1 protein-coding gene is annotated in these 279 nt (G+C 62.4%); it reads left to right on the top strand.

The genetic code is table 11. The annotated features are described in order from the left end of the window. Nucleotides 1-191, top strand: a 191-nt coding sequence (locus tag ACQG3P_RS19540) for a S16 family serine protease (RefSeq protein ID WP_426805968.1), incomplete at its 5' end; no start/stop codon positions are given. Nucleotides 192-279: the final 88 nt, after the last annotated feature.

Genomic DNA, 279 nt, shown 5'->3' with positions numbered 1-279 from the left:
AGAACCGCACGGACCTGGCCGACATTCCGGCCAACGTCACCCGCGACCTGAAGATCATCCCGGTGAAGTGGATTGAAGAGGTGCTGGACCTGGCCCTGGAAACGCCGCTGACCGCGCCCACGCCGAAGAAGGATGGGCAACGCGTCACAGTGCGGGGCAAGAGCAAGACACCATCCACAACGCGCGTCTAGCACTGACGCGCGCATGGGAAATGCCCGAAACCCGCGGCGTTAGTGGCTTTTCAGCTTGCGCGGGTAGGGGTGCGCTGGTATATTAGCA

This window comes from Stenotrophomonas sp. SrG (assembly GCF_050031795.1).
Classification (GTDB): Bacteria; Pseudomonadota; Gammaproteobacteria; order Xanthomonadales; family Xanthomonadaceae; genus Stenotrophomonas; species Stenotrophomonas rhizophila_A.
Note: the sequence above shows the minus strand (reverse complement) of the source record. Positions and strands in the feature narration are given on the sequence as shown.